The organism is Acidobacteriota bacterium, assembly GCA_016195325.1.
Classification (GTDB): Bacteria; Acidobacteriota; Polarisedimenticolia; order JACPZX01; family JACPZX01; genus JACPZX01.
The window spans coordinates 1-17,946 of record JACPZX010000116.1 but is presented as its reverse complement, the minus strand read 5'-3'; the positions used below and the strand labels follow the sequence as shown (position 1 = coordinate 17,946).

The window sequence follows — 17,946 nt, the reverse complement described above, 5'->3', positions numbered from 1 at the left end:
TTGCCGACGAAATCGGATCCGCCAGGCGTGATCAAGTTCTCATCCCTCGGGCCGCTGCAGGGGAGGCCGCGCGCGGCCTCCCCTGCAGCGGCCCGAGGGATGAGAACTTGATCACGCCTGGCGGATCCGATTTCGTCGGCAAGGTCAGGTCGTCCGTCGATCTCGTGTCGCTGGTCTCGGAAGCCGTCCCGCTCAAGAAGTCCGGCCGCAAGTTCCGCGGGCTGTGCCCCTTCCACAACGAGAAGACCCCGTCGTTCTACGTGGACGAGACGAAGCAGCTCTTCTACTGCTTCGGCTGCAGCGCCGGCGGCGACCTGTTCAAGTTCGTGATGCTCCGGGAGAGCGTCGATTTCATGGAGGCGGTCCGACTCCTGGCCCGCCGGGCGAACATCGCCGTCCCTGACCCGAAGACCGGCCCGAAGCACTCGGAGCGCGAGGCGCTGCTCGCCGCGTGCCGCGCGGCCGCGAAACTCTTCCGGGAAACCCTCCTCCACGGGCCCGACGGAGATGCCGGCCGCAATTACCTCGAGAAGCGCGGCGTCACGCTCGAGACGCGCGAGATGCTGGCGCTCGGGTACGCCCCCGATCGATGGGACACTCTCCGCGACGAGCTGCAGAAGCAGGGGCACCGGCTCGATGTCCTGATGGCGGCCGGGCTCGTGCAGCGGCGCGAGGACGGGAGCGGGAGCTACGATCGGTTCCGGGGCCGCGTGATGTTCCCGATCCAGAGCCTTTCGGGGGACGTCCTCGGGTTCGGGGGGCGCCTCGTCGGCGACGGCGAGCCCAAGTACCTCAATTCCCCCGAGACGCTCGTCTACAACAAGCGCGAGAACCTCTACGGGCTCGCCCACTCCCGGCAGGCGATCAAGGAGACGGGAGAGGCCATCGTCGTCGAGGGATACCTCGATCTGGCGGCGCTCGTGCAGGCCGGCGTGCGCCACGGCGTCGCGACGCTCGGCACCTCCTTCACCGACGAGCAGGCCTCGCTCCTGCGACGGTTCACCGACAGAATCCTCGTCAACTACGACACCGACAACGCCGGCGAGAGCGCGGCGCGGCGGAGCCTCGAGAAGCTCCTCGAGCGCGGCTTCACCGTGCGGGTCCTCAGGCTCCCTTCGGGAAAGGACCCCGACGCCTTCCTCCGCGCCGCGACACCCGACGAGTACCGGCGCCTCGCGGCGAGCGCGCCCTCGTGCTTCGACTTCCTCGTCGACGCGGTCTCCCGCGAGAGAGATCTCCGCGATCCCGCTTCCCTCGCCGCGGCGGCGCGCGAGATCCTCCCGATCCTCGCGCACGTGCCGAGCCGACTCGAGCGATCGCGGTACGTCGCGCTCCTCGCGGAGAGGCTGAAGGTCGACGACGCGCTCCTCCTCGCCGAGATCCGCGACGTGATGGCCCGCGGCGCGAAAGAACCCCCGTCGGCCCCCGTCGCGGCGGGGCCCGCGCGCGCCGCAGGGGCTGTCAGGGACGTCGAGGCCAAGCTCGTCCGCGCGCTCATCGAGAACGAGGGCGCCCGCGCCCGTCTCCTCGCGGAGATCCTGCCGGGCGACCTCGATGGATCCGCCGTCGCCGCCGTCGTCCACCGGATCGCCTCGCTCCATCAGACGGGGGTCGAGATCACGTACGCCGATCTCTCCGCCGCGCTGCCGGACGGCGAGCGCGAGATCCTGGCCCGGATTGCCCTCAGGGGAGACCCGCCGGCGGCCGAGGGAGAGGCGGCGCATTGCCTGGAGACGCTTCGGCGGGCGCGGCTGATCCGGGAGAGGGACGTCCTTCAGAAGGAAATGGAAAAGACGTCGGAGCCGGTGAGGCTCGACGAGCTGCTCCGGCGGAAGATCGAGCTGAGCCGCCGGATCGATTCGATGTCGTGATCATCGCGCCGGGATCGGGGCCCGGCGTCGAACGCGCGGTGGCGGGGGCACTGGAAGGGGAGGGTCGCCTGTGGAGACCGAGGAGAACGACGGGCTGGAGCACCTGATCAAGTTCGGCAAGGAGCGCGGATCTCGACTCTCCTTCGACGAGATCTTCGAACGGCTCGTCCAGCCCGAAGGTGTGACGTCCGCCGAGGAAATGGACGAGATCTTTCTCCGGCTCGGCGAGCACGGGATCGAGGTCGTCGACGGCGAGCGCGAGGAGCCGACCGACGCCGCGTCGACTGACGACGCCGACGTGCGCGAAGGGTCCAGCAAGCCGGAGTCCGGATCGGCCGAAACCGCGCTGGCGGCGCTCGACAGGACGAACGACCCGGTTCGCATCTACCTCAGAGAGATGGGCACCGTGCCCCTTCTCACGAAGGACACCGAGGTCCTGCTCGCGCGCCGGATGGAAGCCGGGCGGGCGCGGATGGTCCGCGTGCTCTCCCGCCGCGAGCCCGTGGCCCAGCACATCGCCGAGCTGGGGGCGCGGCTGAAGGTCGGTGCCGCGGCCACCCCGGAGACGGGATACTTCGTCGCGGACGACGACGACGAGGCGACGATCGAATCGCGCGTCCGCTCCATCCTGACGGCGACCCCCCGCATCGAAAAACAGCTCGCCGCGATCCGAAAGCAGAGGGGGTACGTCGCGCGCCTGAAGCCGAGGGGAGCGGCGTGGCGCCGCGCGAGTTACAAGCTGGCGCGCGCCCGCGTCTCGCTCGGCCAGACGGTGAGGCGCGTCCAGCTGAGCGACGCCCAGATCCGCACCTTCGCGCGGGGCGTCCTGCAGGCCGCAGAGAAGCTCCACTCTCTCGAGGAGGCCGAGGCCGAGAGTCGCCGGCGCGCGCCCCGCCTGCGCGATCGCGAGGCGCAGCGCGCGCTCAAGCGGCGCCTCGTGGACCAGTCGCTCGCGCGCAGGGTGATCGAGGAGTGGTTCGAGGCCCCGGGCGCGTCGCTCCACGCGGCCGCCCTGAGCGTGGTGAGGGGCGATCGCGCGGCCCAGAGGGCGCGCGACGGCATGGTCGAGGCCAACCTGAGGCTCGTGGTTTCCATCGCGAAGAAGTACACCAACCGGGGGCTCCAGCTCCTCGATCTGATCCAGGAGGGGAACCTCGGGCTGATGAAGGCGGTCGACAAGTTCGACTACCGGCGCGGCTACAAGTTCTCGACGTACGCGACCTGGTGGATCCGGCAGGCCGTCACGCGCGCGATCGCCGATCAGGGTCGGACGATCCGGATTCCCGTCCACATGATCGAGACGCTCAACAAGCTCGTGAAGACCGCGCGCAGCCTCGTCCAGGAGCTCGGGCGGGAGCCGACTCCCGAGGAGATCGCCGTGAAGATGGAGATCTCGGCGGCGAAGATTCAGCGCGTGCTGAAGGTCGCGGCGGAGCCGATCTCGCTCGAGACGCCGATCGGCGAGGAGGAGGGCTCGCATCTCGGCGAGTTCATCGAGGACCGCGCCGTGCCGTCGCCCGAGGCGGCGCTCGTCATGTCGAACCTCCGCGACAAGACGTACGAGCTGCTGAAGGGGCTCTCCCCCCGCGAGGACAAGGTGATCGCGATGCGCTTCGGCCTCGAGGACGGCGTCGAGATGACGCTCGAGGAGGTGGGCCTGGCCTTCGGCGTCACGCGCGAGAGGATCCGGCAGATCGAATCGAAGGCCCTTCGCAAGCTCCGCCATCCTTCGCGGAGCCGGAAGCTCCGCGCGTTCTTCGACGCGTCGGGAACCTAGCGGCCTTCAGGGGAAGATGCCGCGCAGGCGGTAGACCGCGGCGATGCGCTCGAGGGCCAGGGTGTAGGCGGCGGTCCGCATGTCCATCTTCTGCTTCGAGGCCTTCTTGAGGATGTGCCTGAGATTTGTCTTGATGTGGAACTCGAGCTCCTTGAGCACCTTCGCCAGCCGCCAGATCTGCGAGTTCTTGTTCTGCACCCACTCGAAGTAGGAGACCGTCACCCCCCCGGCGTTCGCGAGGATGTCGGGGATGATCGGGATGCCGCGCTCGCGAAGCCGCGCCTCGGCGGAAGGGGAGACGGGGTTGTTCGCCCCTTCGACGATTACCTGCGCCTGGATGGCGTCGGCGTTCTCCATGGTGATCTGGTTCTCGAGGGCGGCCGGGATCACGATGTCGGCCTTCACGCGCCAGAACTCCTCGCGGGTGATGGGCTGGGCCTTCTTGTACCCGGCGATGCCGCCGCGCGCCCTCACGTAGTCGCGCAGATCCACGGCGTCGATCCCCGACTCGTTGTGGACGCTGCCGCTGTGGTCGCTGACCGCGAGGAGCTTCGCTCCCTTCTCCTGGAGCAGCACGCCGGCCGCGGATCCGACGTTGCCGTACCCCTGGATGGTCACGGTGGAGGCGTCGAGCCCCTGCTTCCACTCGGCGGTCTTGAGGTACTCCTCGAGGGCGTAGACGATGCTCTGGCCGACGGCGGTGTCGCGACCGTGGCTCCCGCCGATCTCGATTGGCTTTCCCGTCACCACGTGCTTCATCGCCCCGCGATCCTTCACGTCGCATCCCATGATGTACGTGTCCATCATCCACGACATCGTCTGGGAGTTCGTGTTGACGTCGGGAGCCGGGATGTCGCGCTCGGGGCCGATGAAGTTCTGGAGAGAATACGTGAAGCGGCGCGTGATCCTCTCGAGCTCACCGCGCGTGAACTCGCGCGGGTCCATGCTGACGCCCCCCTTCGCGCCGCCGAACGGAATGTTGACGACGGCGCACTTCCAGGTCATCAGCGCCGCGAGGGCCTTGATCTCGTCGAGGCTCACGCTCGGATGGAAGCGGATGCCGCCCTTGTACGGGCCGAGGACGTTGTTGTGCTGGACGCGATATCCCGCAAAGAGCCGGGTGTCTCCCGAGTCGAGCACGACGGGAAAGTTGACGACGATCTCGTTGGCCGGCTCCTGGAGGATGGCCCGGATGCCCGACTCGAGGCCCATCGCCTCGGCGGCGCTGTTGAACTGCGCCTGCACCGACTGATAGGACGACAGCAGGTGTTCCTCGCGGTGTGCGGTGGAATCGGGCGAACTCTTGGCCATGAACGCGGAATTCCTCCACGGGTCCCGGTGGTCGTGGATCGACAGCCGGGAAGGATCAGGAAGGCTGCGTATCCGGGGGTGTGAAAGTCGGCGTATTATAGGGCGACTCCAAACCGGGCACAAACCGGAGGGTCGAACCGGACCGCGCCGGCGGCCGGCCTTGAGTTCCTCCGGGTCATTGGTTTAAAGTGCCCGCCTTCATGAACTTCGGGGTGGGACGCGCATGAAAATCGCCGTGATCGGCGCGGGAATGCAGGGATCGGCCTGCGCGTTCGATCTGGCGAGGTCGGCGGGGGTCGGCGAGGTCCGGCTCCTCGATCAGCAGGAGGATCGGCTCGACGCGACGCGCCGCCGCGTCGAGGCCGGCGCGCGCGAGGCGGGGAAATCCCCCGCCATCACGTCCATCCTGGTCGACGTCGCCGACGGCGACGCGATGGCGCGCGCTCTCCACGGCTTCGACGTCGCGGTCAGCGCCGTCCCCTATTTCCTGAACGTCGGTCTCGCGAGGACCGCGCTGCGGGCCGGGGCCTCCTTCTGCGACATGGGGGGGAACACCGATGTGGTCCGCGAGGAGCTCTCGCTCCACGCGGAGGCGCTCGCCGCCGGCGTCAGCCTCATCCCCGACTGCGGGCTCGCACCGGGCCTCGGGAACATCCTCGTCGCCGACGGCATCGCCTCGCTCGATCGCGCGACGGAGGCCCACATCCGGGTCGGCGGGTTGCCGAAGCAGCCGAGGCCTCCCCTCAATTACAAGCTGGTCTTCTCCGCGTACGGACTCATCAACGAATACGTGGGCGAGGCAACCTACCTTCGAGAGGGCCGCCGGACGGCGGTGGCCGCGCTGTCGGAGCTCGAGACGATCGACTTCCCGGGGCCGATCGGTCGGTGCGAGGCGTTCGTCACGGCCGGGGGCACTTCGACGCTGCCGTGGACGTTCGAGGGGAAGCTCCGGGAGCTCACGTACAAGACGGTGCGCTACCCGGGCCACGCCGAAATGATCCGCTCGATGGCGGCCTGCGGTCTCTTCTCGCTCGATCCCGTCGAGGTCCCGGCGGAGGACGGCGGCAAAGTGCGCATCCGCCCGCGCGAGGCGACGGCGGCGGCCCTCACGCGCGCCCTCGACTTCCCGGGGGACACGGACCTCGTCGTGCTGCGCGTGACGGTGAAGGGGACGCGGGGGGGCAAGCGGGTGACGCGCGCGTACGAGCTGATCGATTCCATGGACGAGATCCACGGGATCACCGCCATGATGCGGACGACGGCGTATCCCGTCTCCGTCGTGGCGCAGATGATCGCCCGCGGAGACGTGACGGGACGAGGGGCGCTTCCCCTCGAGACGGCGATCCCGCCGGCGCCGTTCCTGAGGGCGCTCGCCGAGCGGCGGATCGACATCCAGCAGACGGAAGTCATCGAAGAGGCGGCGCGGTAGCCGCTCGACGGGGAGTGTCATGACCATACGCTCGTTGAAGTACGTCGCACGGGTTGTGGCGCTCGGCGTTCTCGCCCTCGCGCCCCTGCCCGCGCACGCGCAGGACAGGGATCCGAAGGCCGTGGCGGTCGCCGACGCCGTGATGAAGTCAGGGGGCGGCGATGAGGGATGGGCGTCGGCCAGGTACCTGAGGTTCACCTTCGCGGTCGAGAAGGACGGAGCGCTCAGGGCTTCCCGGACCCACTTCTGGGACAGGGTCAGGAACCGAATCCACGTCGAATGGACGTCCAAGGACGGGAAGAGCATCGTCTGCGTCGAGTACCTCGACTCGAAGGAGGGGGTCTGCTCGGTCGGCGACCAGGCTCTCTTCGAGAACGACGCGAAGAACTACCTCGAGAACGCGTACGAGATGTGGATCAACGACACCTACTGGCTGCTCATGCCCTATAAGATGAAGGACTCGGGGGTCCACCTCAAGTACGACGGCGAGGTGAAGGACGGCTCGGCCATGTACGACAAGGTCCTTCTCACGTTCGACGACGTCGGCCTGACACCGAAGGATCGCTACTGGGCGTTCGTGAACCGGCAGACCCACCACATGGACAAGTGGGCCTACGTTCTCCAGGACGACCAGGGGAAGCCCGGGACGGGCGACCCGACCACGTGGAAGTGGGTCAACTGGCAGAAGTACGGCAACGTGATGCTCTCGAACGAGAAGGTGTCGGCCGACGGCAAGACGAAGATCCTCTTCAAGGATCTGGCCGTTTTCAATGAGCTCCCGGACGATGTCTTCTCGAAGACGGCGAAGGTCGACCTGACGAAGAAGCCCTAGCCTCGGTTCCAATCGTACCGCGCGCGCTCCTCTTCCCCTTCCCGCGCGCGCGGAGGAAGTCGGCCGTCATCCGCGCGAGGAGCTTCTCCCTCCTGTCGTAGAGCCGCTTCAGGGGGCGCGTCCGGCAGCGGGTCAGCACGTACGCCGCGACGAGAGGGAAGGCGATCGTCGAGTCGGCGTAGCAGACGACGCAGTCCGGCAGCGTGTCGGGATTGATCTTTCCCCACGAGACCGCCTCGCCGGGAGTCGCCCCCGAGAGCCCGCCGGTGTCGGGGCGCGCGTCGGTGATCTGCACGAAGTAGTCGTGCCCCGTCACGTCGAGCCCGAGCACCTCCTGGAGCTGCGGCTCGGTCTGCAGCAGGAAGTTCTTGGGGCTCCCCCCGCCGAGGATCATCACGGCGCTCTCGCCGCGCCGCTTCGCCTCGTAGACCATCGCCGCCGACTCGTTCACGTCGAGCGCGACGTCGATCTCCAGCCTGTTGCCGGTGAGGGTCCGGGCCGCGAGGTTCATCCCGATCGTGCTGTCGCCGGGCGACGAGGTGTAGATCGGGACGCCGCACCGGTACGCGGCGCCGAGGAGGGTCGTCCCGCGGCGGCGGGTCTTCCGCTCCATCGCGTCGACGTAGCGGCCGATGAGGTGATGGAGCTCCGAGGTCGCCATCTTCTTCTGGAACTCGGGGGCGCCGACGAGCTTGAAGAGGAAGCTGTCCGACTTCAGCAGCACGTCGAGATCGAAGATGATGTCGTAGATCCGGATGAGGCGCTTGCGGTGCAGCTCGACGTCGTCGAGAAACGGCGTCGATCGCCACAGGTCGAACCCCAGGCCGAAGTGGAGATCGTGGTAGAGGTTCGCGCCGGTCGAGACGATGTAGTCGATGAAGCCCTTCTCGATGAGCGGGATGAGGATCGAGCCGAGGCCCGCCGGGATGAGCGCGCCGCTGAGCGAGAGGCCCACGGTGACGCGCGGCTTCATGACCTTAAGGTGCATGAGATGGCAGATCTCCTGCACGCGGGCGGCATTGTAGGCGTTGAAGTGATCGTCGATCAGATCGGCGACGCCGGCGCGGGGCTGCAGGGGACGTATCTCGATCTTTCCCTTGGCGTGATGCTTCATCGTCGCGTCGTTTTAGCACAAGGTGCGGGGGTGGTCTACATTCCCCGGGCCGTGCGCCCCCAAGGACCTGGCTTCCGCGCCCTCCTCCTCTCGATCGCGCTCAGCGCGGTGACCATCACGCCCGCCTCCGCGGGCGAAGCGCCCGAGCCCGCCATCCTCGCCGTCGTCGGGGGCACGCTCATCGACGGAACGGGCGCGGATCCCGTCCCCGACAGCGCCGTGATCATCGTCGGCGATCGAATCGTCGCCGCCGGGCCGAGACGCCAGATCCGGATCCCGGCCGGCGCCGTTCCGGTGGACGCGACCGATCTCACGGTGATCCCGGGGCTCATCGACATGCACGTGCACCTGCGCGCCGAGGTCGACCTCCGGGCGTTCCTCGATCACGGCGTCACGTCGGTGCGGCACCTCGGGGACGTGCCGCTCGAGGAGATCATCGCGCTCAAGCAGGCCGTCGACGCCGGCGCGCGCCCGGGGCCGCGGATCTTCCACTGCGGGCTCTTCGTCGTGAGCGAGCCGCCGCTCAAGCCCGAGATGTACCCGCCTGCGGATCTCGCTCTCTTCGAGGTGATGCACGCGCCCTCGGACGCGCCCGCGACGGTCCAGCGCCTTCTCGACGCGGGGGCCGATGTCGTGAAGGTGAAGACGGAGATGTCCCCCGCGTGCCTGCAGGCGTTGGGCGCCGCGGCGGCCGACGCGGGCCTGCCGCTCGCCTTCGACAACGGCGGAGAGACGGGGAGCTACGACGCGCTCGCGGCCCTCGGCGCGGGGGCCCGGAGCGTCGAGCACCTCACCGGAATCCCCTTCGACGATCCGGAGGCCGTCGATCGGGTTCTCGCGAAGATGGTCGAGCTCGGGGCGTTCGCCGACCCGACGCTGGTCGTCCTCGACCGGACCTACGCCGCGAGCCGCGTCGCGCGGCGCGAGGAGTTCATCCGGCGCTTCGCCGCGGCGGGGGGGAGGGTCGTCGCGGGGACCGACGTGCCGACGCGCGGCCTCGCGCCGGGAGTCAGCCTGCACCAGGAGATGGAGCGGCTCGTGGCCGCGGGACTGTCGCCGAAATCGGCGCTTCTGGCCGCCACGGGGAACGCCGGCCGCGCGCTCGGCTTCCAGGGACTGGTCGGCACCATCGAGGCGGGGGCGTACGCCGACCTCCTCGTCGTGGCGGGCGATCCTCTCAAGGAGATCCGGAACGCGGATCGCGTTCTGCGCATCTTCAAGGGCGGGGTCGAGTACCTGCCGGGGCCCGACGAGGAGAACTAAGGGCGGGAAGCGGTTCGGGAGACGACGCGCTCCGGGCATTCGTCCCCGAATTCAGGGCGGGACGGCCGCCGCCATTCGCGATCCGCCGATTCCCTCGTCATCGCGCCACTCGAACCTGCTTCGATCGAGTTCTCCGAGCCCGACTGTCAACCAAGCTCTCGCTGACGGTGTCTTAGGTCGCGTAGTTGGGGAAAGTCGGCAGACCCACCGGGGTTCTCCCGGGGCCGGGAGCTGGCAGGGAGGAGTGAAACGTGACTAAGGAGAAGTGTGCCCTGGCCCTGGCGGTCGTCGCCGTCTTCACGAGCGCCGTCTTCGCTCAGGCGACGACCGCGACGCTCAAGGGACAGATCGTCGATACGGATGGAACGGGATTGCCGGGCGTGCCGGTCACCGTCATGAGCAAGACGCACGGCGACGCGAAGAAGACGGTCATGACCGACATCGAGGGGCACTACAAGTTCCAGCTTCTCCCTCCAGCCAACGACTACACGATCGGAGTGGCGTACCCCAGCTTCGCGCCGCTCGAGCTGGGCCCCATCGACCTCGATCCTGGCAAGACGACCGTGCAGAACGTCACCCTCCGCTCCGCGGAGGAGCTGACCACGAAAGTCGAGGTCGTCGCGCACGGGACCATCGTCGACACCGAGAGCACGAAGACGGCGAGCAACTTCAACACCGAGTTCATCGAGGGGCTCCCGATCATCGGCCACAACTTCCAGGACATCCTGACCCTCACGCCGGGCGTCACCGACACCGACGGGGACGGGAATCCCAACGTCCAGGGGGCCCGGGCCACCGGACTCCAGATCCGCCTCGACGGCGGGAACATCACCGATCCGGTCTCCGGGACCTTCGGCCAGAACCTGAACCTGGACGCGGTCGAGGAGATCGAGGTCATCACCTCCGGGGCGAGCGCCGAGTTCGGCCGGGCCGACGGCGGGTTCGCGAACATCATCACCAAGTCGGGCGGCAACGACTTCGAGGGATCCTTCAAGCTCTTCTGGCAGGGGCGGTTTCTGAACGGCAACGGCGCCACCGCGAACAACGACACGCAATTCACGAGAAACCAGCCGCAGGGCGACCTGCGCCGGCTCTCGCCGTTCATCACTGGCGGCGGGGCGCTCAAGAAAGACAAGGTCTGGTACTTCGCGACGATCGAGTTCATCAATCAGGCGAACGCGGTCAGCCTCGGAGGCTCGAGCTTCGAGACCTCGAATGTCGGCCACAACGCCTTCGGCAAGATCACGTGGCAGGTCAACTCCGACAACAAGCTGGCCGCGCAGTACAACGACGACCCCCGAACGTTTCGCGGGGGCTTCCTTGGGTTCGGAGTCGACGCGGATTCGGACGCGACCTTCATTCAGGGGGCGCGCACGCCGCAGCTGCGGTGGACGTCGATCATCTCACCGACGCTGCTCCTCGAGACGCTCTTCACCCATTTCGATTCGGGCATTGCCATCGTGCCCGTGTCGAATCTGTTCAAGATCTCCGACGTCTCGACGATCGTGAACCGGCAGGGAAACAGCCTGTCTCTCCAGGCACTCTATCCGGTGAAGCAGTGCTCCGTTCCCGGAGGCGGCTTCATTCAGAACTGCGACCCGAGCCAGGGAAGGCTTTCCATCTTCCAGATCGACCTGCTGAACGGGACGACGACGGGGCCGTTCCCGGTGCGCACCGACGACTCGCGAAAGCGCGACTCGATCAAGACCGATCTGAGCTACACGATCGAGGACGCCTGGGGCGAGCACCAGATCAAGTCCGGGTTCGAGTTCGCCGAGGAGTCCTTCGCGGACAGCCCGATCACCAACCCGGTCCTGACGGACTTGCTGCAGGCCTGCCCCGAGTGCCGGGATCAGAACGGCCAGCCCATTCCGAACGCCGTCAAGGGAGTCCAGACCCTCACCGTCTCCCAGCCGACCGTGGTTGACCAGCGCGCCACGAGCTTCAACTCGGCTGCGTACCTCACCGACACCTGGAAGCCCAAGCAGAACCTCTCCGTCCAGCTCGGCATGCGGTTCGACAGGGAGGACATCAACTCCTCGGGGTTCACGGCGTTCAATCCCAGGACCGAGAGGAAGAAGTCGATCAACATCGTGAACTCGCTCTGCGCCGACGCGCAGCGCGTGTACGCCCTGGGCGGAGCGTCCAACAGCGGCGCCAGCTGCGTGCTGAACTCCAACTTCGAGCCGAGTGCGCCTCTCCGTTACACGATGGACGCCGCCACGCCCGAGTCGCTCCGCAAGTTCGACGTCGATCTCGACGGGACGTTCGACAGCGGCAAGGACGGTCCGGTGTGGACCAACCCCTACACGACGTTTCCCGATCGTCTCCCGGAGAACTTCGAGATCAGGAACCTCAACATGTCGCCGCGGCTGAGCGTCTCGTGGGATCCGATGGCCGACGGGAAGACCAAGGTCTTCGGCACGTGGGGACGATTCTATGACCGGCTCTTCCTGTCCACCGTGATTCCGGAGATCGGCCCCGACACCGTGAACTTCACCTTCCAGCCCGATCCGAGCGCCCACGTGCTGAAGGAGGACACGGTCTCGGAGCGAACGTCCGCGGTCTCGGTGACCCAGGTCGATCGAGGCCTGAAGACTCCCTTCACCGACACCTTCTCCATGGGCTTCGAGCGGGAGCTCGCGCCCGAGTGGTCGGCGAAGGTGACCTACACGCAGCGCCTCGGCTGGGATCTCGTCCAGGACACCGACATCAACCACGCCCTCTGCGCGCAGTACGGCTCGCTCTTCGGCATCTCGCCGCAGACCATCTGCCCGCTGTACACGAAGATTCTCCCCAACGGCAAGCAGAGGGTCGTCCTCAGCGACGATCTCTTCGGATCGCTCGGCGTCAAGGCCCCGAACACCGCGCCCGACCTCTACAACGTGAACCAGAACTTCAACCAGGTGCTGCGCATCGGGAACTCGAACGCCTCCCAGTTCCACTCGGTCGCGCTCGAGGTCGTCAAGAGGCTGCACCGGAACTGGCAGATGAACGCGAGCTACACGTACTCCATCTCGAAGGGGAACGCCGAGGCGTTCCAGTCCCCGCTCGGCAACGATCCGGCCACGATCGACAAGGAGAAGGGATACCTCGCCTTCGACCAGCGCCACCGGGTGGTCGTCATCGCGACGTCGCACCTTCCGAAGGACGTCGAAGTCGGGACGACTCTGACGTGGGAGGGGGGCACCCCGTACTCGGTGCTCTCGCAGGTGCTCGACGAGGACAACATCGGGAACGTGAATCAGCGCGTCTTCTTTCCGACGGGGCGCCGCAACGACCAGCGCAACGGAAACTTCTGGAACATCGACACGCAGATCACGAAGCGCTTCCACATCGGCAAGGTCCAGGCGTCGGCGCAGTTCGCCGTGAAGAACGTGCTCAACATGGACGACGAGACACTGTCCTCCTATCGCATCTCGTCGTTCAACGGACTGGAGCTCGGGCCGGGGCCGCTGGGCCTCCGTCGGTTCGGGCGATTCTGGGAGATCGGGACCAGCTTCAACTTCTGATCGGGGGCGAGCCCGTGATGAGCCTCAAGGTTTGCCTGGCCGGCGCGCCGGTGGCCAGGGCGGATCTCGAGATGATCCTGCGTCGGGAGTCGCAGGTGGAGATGGTCGGCGGAGCGCAGGCCGCCGACCTCGTCTTCGCCGAGGTGCGGAGGGACGACACCACGGCGTGGCAGACCGCGGCGACCATCACGGCCTCGGGCGCCCCGGACCTCGCGCTCCTGCCTGAGAAGGACCCGCGGCTGATCCGGGCGTGCGACCGGTACGGCGTCCGGTACGCCTTCTCGCCGCTGACCCCGAGCGGCGTCCGGTCGATCCTGAGAACCGCGCACGAGAGGCTCGCGGCGGAGTCTCCGGCCGACCGCCGAAAGCGCATCGCCGCGTTTCTCGAGGAGGCGCGCCGTCAGCCCGCCTACGCCGAGCGCCTCGCGATCCGCACCCGCGGCGCGCGCTCGGTCCTCCGCATCGAGGAGATCGACTGGATCGAGTCGGCGGCGAACTACGTCCACGTTCACGCCGGAGGGGCCGCGCACGTCGTGCGAGGCACGATCAACGAGATCGAGGCCACGCTCGATCCCAGGCGGTTCACCCGCATCCACCGCTGCCGCATCGTGAACCTGGAGCGGATCCGGGAGTGCCGCTCCGTCGCCAACGGGCGCTTCGAGCTGGTTCTCGGGGACGGGACCACTCTCGAGATGAGCCGCGGTAACAGGCGCAAGTTCCCGCTCCTGGCCTCGGCCCGCACCCTCCGCGCCTGATCGTCCCGCCGGGGTCTCGGGATTCTCGGGAGCGTCTGATCTGTCTCGTCTTGCGGGCCGGCGCCCGGCGCCCGATATTCGGGGCCATCGGCCCCCACGATGCCAGAGCCCAATCCGCCCCCCGAGATCGAACCCGGCCCGACGCGCCGTCCCCCGGTGCGCCTGCGCGTCCGCGACGCCCAGGGGTTCGAGAAGACGATTCTCTTCCAGAAGAGCCTTCTCCGAATCGGGCGGGACGCGGGAAGCGATCTCCGCGTCGATCACGCGACGATGGCGCCCTGTCACGTCATCATCCTCCGGGACGGCCCCCGCTACCAGCTCACCGACGCGAGCGGAGGGGCCGGCACCTTCCTGAACCGCAAGCGAATCACCACGTCGGAGCTCGGGCACGGGGACGTCATCTCGTTCGGCCCCGACTGTCCGTACGAGGCGCACTTCCTCGTCGAGGGAGAGCGGAGCGAGGACCGCCAGGGGCGGGCGCTGAAGTCGCTCCTGGCGGCGAGCCGGGCCATCAACTCGTCGCTGGTCCTCGACCAGGTTCTCGACAGGGTGATGGACGCCGTGATGGACGTGACCCGGGCCGACAGGGGATTCCTGATGCTCGCCGAGCCCGACGGCTCCCTGCGCGCGCGGGTCTCGCGCAACATCGCTCGCGCCGCCCTCGACGCCGACGTCCTCCCCGCGAGCCGGGGCGTCATCCAGGAGGTCGTCGCGACGCGCCGGACCGTCTTCACGATGGCGGACGCGGCGGGGGAGGCGCGTCCCGGCAGCCAGTCGCTGGTCCGGCTGAAGCTGAAGGCGGCCCTCTGCGCGCCGATCCTCGCGGCGGAAGCCCTCATCGGGATCATCTACGTGGACTACGAAGGGCGTGTGCCGGACCTCAGCGTGGACTCCCCCGAGATCCTCGAGGCGCTGGCCGATCACGCCTCGGTCGCGATCGAGAATGCCCGCCTGACCGAGCGGATGCTCCTCGCGGAGCGCGTCAGCACCGTCGGCCGCATGGTCTCGTCGATCGTGCACGACCTGCGGGGCCCGCTCGCCGGAATCCGGGCGGCCGCCCAGCTCATCGGCGAGGAGCCCCTCGCGCCGAGAACCCCGCGCCTCACCGCGATGATCACGACGGAGGTGGATCGCCTCTCGGGAATGGCGCAGGAGATCCTCGACTACTGCCGCGGCGGCATCGACCTGATGGCCTCTCCGGCGAATCTGTCCGCTTTCCTCGCCGCGACGATCGAGCCGATGCGCGAGTCGCTCCAGTCGCGGTCGGTGAGCCTCAACCTCGACATCAAGCCGGGCCTCATCGCATCGATCGACGCGCCGCGGCTCGAGCGCGTCCTCCGGAACGTCATCGACAACGCCGTCGAGGCGATGCCCGACGGGGGTCTGCTCACGATCTCGACGGGGACCGAGGACGGGTGCGCGGTTCTCCGCGTCGCCGACACGGGGCGCGGGATGAACGAGGAGGTCCGCCGCCGCGTCTTCGAGCCCTTCTTCACGCACGGGAAGAAGAACGGAAACGGCCTCGGCATGGCGATCGCCTCGCGGGTCGTCGAGGCGCACGGCGGGCGCGTGCGCCTCGAGAGCGCGCCCGGTGAGGGGACGACGGTGGCCGTGAGCCTTCCCCTCGTCGCGCCGTCGGCGGGCGCGACCGCGTCCGCGCCCGAAGGCTCGTTCGCGCTCGCATCCCGCTGATATCATCGCGCGCCGTGGCGACTGCAAGCCCCCATCCGAAGTGCCCGCAGTGCGGGGCGCCCATCGATCCCGTCGAGGAGACGGACTTCCTCTCGTGCCCCTTCTGCGGAACGCGCATCTTCCTCGACCCCGCAGGGGCCGTCCTCCACCTCATCGTCGAGCCCCGGATCGACGCGGCGAAGGCCCTCCAGGCGCTCGCGCGCTGGCTCAAGAACCGCGAGGTCGTGGGGCCGATCGTCCCCGTCGCCTCGGAGATCGTCTTCTTCCCCCTGTGGGAGGTGACGGCGCGGGGGGCCGTCAAGATCGTTCCCGGCGCCGGCGCGATCTTCGACGGCCTCGATCGGATCCAGATCCCGCCGGGTGACGCGAAGATCTTCTCCGCCGAGCGGGCGAAGGGGCCGCACGGCGAGACGGCGCGGATCGTCGAGGCGTCGGTCCCCCTCGAGGCGGCGCTCGCCCGCGCCGCCGCCCAGCCCGCCGACGCCGTCACGCGCCTCGTGCACGTCCCCCTCGTGATCCTCTCCTACACCTTCTTCGGCGCGCCGTACCGGGCGGCGGTCGACGCGTCGTCGGGCCAGATCTACCCGATCACCGTCCCCCGATCGGCCGAGAGCCGCATCGACGTCGCCTTCGCCGCCCTCCTCGCCTCCGGCCTCGTGCTGAACCTCATCGCCCTCTTCCTCCTTCGCGCGGCGCCGCTGCTGTCCCTCGCGATCCTCGGCGTCGTCTCGTGGGGCCTCTACGCTCTGGGGATGAAGCTCGCCGGCTGGATGGAATCGTGATCCTCCAGGCGATCTCGTGCCCGTCGTGCGGCGGTGCGGCGGGCCGGCTCGCCCCGGGCGACATCCGCGCGTGCCGCTACTGCGATGTCCCCCTCACGCTCACCGCGGCCGGGGTCTCGGGCTCCTCGGCGATCGATCCCGTCATCGACGTCGAGCGGGCCCGCCGCGCGGTCGAGGACTTCCTGGGCGGGGACGGCGCGCCGGACAATCTCAAGTCGGCGGCCGTGCGCCGCGGGATCGAGCTGATCTTCGTCCCCTTCTACGACATCCTCCTCGTCGAGGCGTCGGAGGATCGCCCGCCGGTGAGGTGCCGCTTCGGCGTCTCGCGCTTCACCGCCATCTCCCTCGAGAACGACGGGAAGGACCTCGAGGCCGATCGGATCGATCCCGATCGCGTGCGGCGCACCGCCTCGGCCCCCTTCGATCTCGCCGAGCTGGCGGCGCGGGGCGTCGTCCTCGAGGCGCAGCGGCCTCCCGGGTCGATCAAGCTCCCGACCGTGATGGGATCGCCCGTGACGATCGAGCGACGCGTGCGCGTCGTCTACTACCCGATCTGGTTCGCGCGCTTCTCGTACGGCCGGAGCCTCTATCACGTCGCGGTCGACGCGGTGACGGGGGAGGTCCTTCGGGGAGTTGCGCCGGCCAGCATGCGGCGCCGTGTCCTTTCGGGGGTGGGGTTCACCTTTCTCTTCAGCGTCCTCCTCGCGATCGTTCTCGCAAACCCGGGGCTGCTCCTCAGAATCGTCACCCATGGGCTGGACGTCGGGGCGGTCGTCGGGGGTGGACTTCTGCTGGTGCTGGCGGCGGCCTGGGATCGCCTGAGGTTCCGGCGCGAGTTGATCCTCGAGGGGACGGTCCGCCGGCAGCAGCCGATCAACCGCCCGAAGGAGACGACGCTCGAGGCGCTCGCGTCGATGCTTCTCAAGAATGCCGGACGTAGGGCCACGTACCGGCCGGGGAGAGGGTGGGGCTCGTGAAGGCGGTGGCGCTGACGTGTCCGCAGTGCTCGGGGAGGCTTCTGGCCGCGCCCGGAATTCCGCTCGGGGTGTGCAACCCGTGCTCGCTCGGGTGCGACTTCGCGACGGGGGAGAAGAAGCAGCTGCCGGTGCTGGAGGCTGTCGTGGAATCGGGTGGTGATTCACTGCGGCTTCCGTTCATTCGCTTCGAGGCGGCGGGGGGCGGGGACAGGTCGCTGGTCTACGTGATGGCATTCGCGATCTCGAAGATCGGGACGCCCTACGACGACGGCTCGAAGCTCACGGTAGAGGCGCGCGAGATCTCGACGCGTCCGGGTCGGCTCGACGTCGCCCCGGCCCTCGGCATCGAGACCGCCGCGGGGCTCGCGCGGTTTTTGGCGCTGCGGCGACTCGACCCGGATGCGAAGCTCAACCTGCGCCCGCAGGCCGTGAGTCTCTCGGCGCCCTCGATCCTCGCGATGCCGTTCCGGGTGAACGGCGACACGCTGGTGGATCCGATCTCGGGGATGACGGAGCAGAGGAAGTCCCTGGATGGGGCGACCTAGCCCGCATTTCTCACCAGGTGGGCGATCATCGAGCGTGCCCTCCTGAGCGGGCGCTGTCGTGACCGTAACGAGGCGTTGGAGGCGGG

At 68.3% G+C, this 17,946-nt stretch carries 13 protein-coding genes; 11 read left to right on the top strand and 2 right to left on the bottom strand.

Going from position 1 to position 17,946, the window contains the following annotated elements; translation table 11 throughout:
• Positions 1–107 precede the first annotated feature (107 nt).
• Both HY049_19480 and rpoD read left to right on the top strand, forming a co-directional pair.
• Positions 108–1,871, top strand: a complete 1,764-nt coding sequence (locus tag HY049_19480) for a DNA primase (GenBank protein MBI3451081.1) — start codon at positions 108–110, stop codon at positions 1,869–1,871.
• A gap of 70 nt (positions 1,872–1,941) precedes the next feature.
• Complete coding sequence (rpoD, locus tag HY049_19475) at positions 1,942–3,648, top strand: RNA polymerase sigma factor RpoD (GenBank protein ID MBI3451080.1); 1,707 nt, start codon at positions 1,942–1,944, stop codon at positions 3,646–3,648.
• Between the two features lie 6 nt (positions 3,649–3,654).
• Here rpoD and HY049_19470 read toward each other — a convergent pair whose 3' ends face one another.
• A complete protein-coding gene (locus HY049_19470) occupies positions 3,655–4,959 on the bottom strand; it encodes a Glu/Leu/Phe/Val dehydrogenase (protein ID MBI3451079.1) in 1,305 nt (434 codons plus the stop codon).
• Between the two features lie 223 nt (positions 4,960–5,182).
• Here HY049_19470 and HY049_19465 point away from each other — a divergent pair, with 223 nt between their 5' ends.
• Entirely contained in the window at positions 5,183–6,388 is a 1,206-nt protein-coding gene (locus tag HY049_19465; GenBank protein ID MBI3451078.1) for a saccharopine dehydrogenase NADP-binding domain-containing protein, read from the top strand.
• A 19-nt stretch (positions 6,389–6,407) separates the two neighbouring features.
• The gene (locus tag HY049_19460; protein ID MBI3451077.1) at positions 6,408–7,220 is read left to right on the top strand and encodes a hypothetical protein; all 813 of its coding nucleotides are present in this window, start codon (positions 6,408–6,410) and stop codon (positions 7,218–7,220) included.
• Here the strand turns inward: HY049_19460 and HY049_19455 are convergent.
• On the bottom strand, positions 7,156–8,334 hold the full coding sequence (locus tag HY049_19455; protein ID MBI3451076.1) for a deoxyhypusine synthase: 1,179 nt from the start codon (positions 8,332–8,334) through the stop codon (positions 7,156–7,158). The genes HY049_19460 and HY049_19455 overlap by 65 nt on opposite strands.
• Before the next feature lie 30 nt (positions 8,335–8,364).
• Here HY049_19455 and HY049_19450 point away from each other — a divergent pair, with 30 nt between their 5' ends.
• From HY049_19450 to HY049_19420, 7 genes are all read left to right on the top strand, one after another.
• On the top strand, positions 8,365–9,597 hold the full coding sequence (locus HY049_19450) for an amidohydrolase family protein (protein ID MBI3451075.1): 1,233 nt from the start codon (positions 8,365–8,367) through the stop codon (positions 9,595–9,597).
• 251 nt (positions 9,598–9,848) lie between these two features.
• Positions 9,849–13,109 carry a TonB-dependent receptor gene (locus tag HY049_19445; GenBank protein ID MBI3451074.1) on the top strand — a complete coding sequence of 1,087 codons (3,261 nt, stop codon included), beginning with the start codon at positions 9,849–9,851 and terminating at the stop codon, positions 13,107–13,109.
• 17 nt (positions 13,110–13,126) lie between these two features.
• Positions 13,127–13,864 carry a LytTR family transcriptional regulator gene (locus HY049_19440; protein MBI3451073.1) on the top strand — a complete coding sequence of 246 codons (738 nt, stop codon included), beginning with the start codon at positions 13,127–13,129 and terminating at the stop codon, positions 13,862–13,864.
• Positions 13,865–13,963: 99 nt separating this feature from the next.
• Positions 13,964–15,556 carry a GAF domain-containing protein gene (locus HY049_19435; GenBank protein ID MBI3451072.1) on the top strand — a complete coding sequence of 531 codons (1,593 nt, stop codon included), beginning with the start codon at positions 13,964–13,966 and terminating at the stop codon, positions 15,554–15,556.
• Between the two features lie 14 nt (positions 15,557–15,570).
• Positions 15,571–16,338, top strand: a complete 768-nt coding sequence (locus tag HY049_19430) for a zinc ribbon domain-containing protein (protein ID MBI3451071.1) — start codon at positions 15,571–15,573, stop codon at positions 16,336–16,338.
• Positions 16,335–17,315: a hypothetical protein gene (locus HY049_19425; GenBank protein MBI3451070.1), complete on the top strand. Its 981-nt coding sequence runs from the start codon at positions 16,335–16,337 to the stop codon at positions 17,313–17,315. Before HY049_19430 ends, HY049_19425 begins: the two co-directional genes overlap by 4 nt.
• A complete protein-coding gene (locus tag HY049_19420) occupies positions 17,303–17,860 on the top strand; it encodes a hypothetical protein (GenBank protein ID MBI3451069.1) in 558 nt (185 codons plus the stop codon). Before HY049_19425 ends, HY049_19420 begins: the two co-directional genes overlap by 13 nt.
• The last annotated feature ends 86 nt before the right edge of the window (positions 17,861–17,946 follow it).